Below are 1,820 nucleotides of genomic sequence, written 5' to 3'. Positions count from 1 at the left end.
TATTTATGCTGTTTAAATTCATTAAAGCTAGAGCGATAGGGTAATAGCTCTAGCTTGGCATACTGGCAGGATCAGTCAATAGCTAAAAAAGATCCTTAGAAAATAATTTGTCTTGGTGAATAGTTACAAATATATTTCGTAAATATAAATTGCTGCGTTTAAAAAACCGATTATAATCCAGCTGCTTTTTGTTTAAAAAAGCGCTAACTTATTGGAGCGTTAAATGGGTGATTTAATCGGGATTAGCTTATTGATCTTGATCAGTGCGTTGTTTGCTATGTCAGAAATAGCAATTGCAGCGTCGCGTAAAATAAAACTGCGAGTAATGGCAGATGAAGGAAATATAAAAGCAGCAGCGGTATTAAAGCTACAAGAAAATCCAGGGGCTTTTTTTGCCATGATCCAAATTGCACTCAACGCGATTGCGATTTTGGGTGGTATTGTGGGCGAGCAGGCTTTATCGCCTTATGTTGAAAGTGTTTTAGTGCTTTTTTATCAAGGCGCACACTTAGAAAAAATTAGCTTTTTATTCTCGTTTTTTACTATTACATCTTTGTTTATATTGTTCGCCGATTTAATGCCAAAGCGTTTAGCGATGATCATGCCAGAAGCTGTCGCTGTCAGAGTGGTTACAATAATGCGCTGGGTTACCTTTGCATTAACTCCACTGGTGATGTTTTTTAATGGGGTAACGAACTTTGTGCTGCGTTTGTTTAAAGTGCCCGCTGAGCGAGAAGACAATGTAACAACTGAGGACATTGTTGCCATGATGGAAGCAGGTGCTGCTTATGGTAGTTTGCAAAAGCAAGAGTATGAACTCATTGGCAATGTGTTTGACCTAGAAGCGCGATTTTTATCAAGCGTTATGACTCCACGCGACCAAATTGTCTATTTTGATTTAAATGAATCTAGCCATGATATTGCGACTAAAATTATTGATCATCCTCATAATCATTTTTTAGTGGTGTCAGGAAATTTAGATAAGTTGCATGGCTCTGTTGAATCTAAAGATATTTTACGACAAGTACTAAAAGGCGAAGCCGCCAATATAAACGATGATCTGATTGATAAAGATGTTTTTTACTTACCCGAAACATTAAGTTTATCTGAAGCTTTAAACGCGTTTAAAAGTGCAGCAAAGCCGTTTGCTGTTGTAGTAAACGAATATGCACTTTCGGTGGGTATTGTTACCGTTAAAGACTTAATGAAAGGGTTTATGGGGGATTTAATTACTCACCAAGGCGACGAATTAATCATAGAACGCGATAAAAATTCATGGCTTGTAGATGGTTTAACCCCAATTACCGATTTAGCAAAAGTACTTGATATAGAAGAATTTCCTGACCAGATGCTTTACGAGACTGTAGCTGGATTTTTAATTTATAACATGAAGCGTATACCTAAACGTGCGGAACATTTTACTTTTTCAGGCTTTAAGTTTGAAGTAGTTGACGTAGAAGGGATTAGGGTAGAGCAGTTGTTAGTTTCAAGGGTTATTAACCCACAGAGTGCTAATATCCTTTAAAATAAGGTGCGCTTTAGTTTTATATAAATAGCCAAGCTGTATTTGCTTGGCTTTTTTGTTTGCCCAGCGAAGCTGGCAAACCCGATAGGCTGAAAGATGCCTTATTACCCTGACTAAGGGGAAGATAATCTGAATGGCAAGGGCGTCACTGGCCAACGGTGGGGTCTAAAGGAAGCCATAAGAAGTTAGAGGTACACAACTAACCGTAACCTGTTTCGGCAGTATTGGTGGGTCAGCGTGCAAAATAGCGCAACGCCCTATACTTAGTCAGACCAATACTGTGCTTGAGGGTGGG

General features: G+C 38.6%; 1 protein-coding gene. It reads left to right on the top strand.

The annotated features are described in order from the left end of the window. Positions 1 to 223 precede the first annotated feature (223 nt). Positions 224 to 1,525 carry a hemolysin family protein gene (locus QL998_RS20555; protein ID WP_197117100.1) on the top strand — a complete coding sequence of 434 codons (1,302 nt, stop codon included), beginning with the start codon at positions 224 to 226 and terminating at the stop codon, positions 1,523 to 1,525. Positions 1,526 to 1,820: the final 295 nt, after the last annotated feature.

This window comes from Pseudoalteromonas sp. APC 3691, from assembly GCF_030408135.1.
Taxonomy (GTDB): Bacteria; Pseudomonadota; Gammaproteobacteria; order Enterobacterales; family Alteromonadaceae; genus Pseudoalteromonas.
This window is presented reverse-complemented; position numbering and strand designations above follow the sequence as displayed.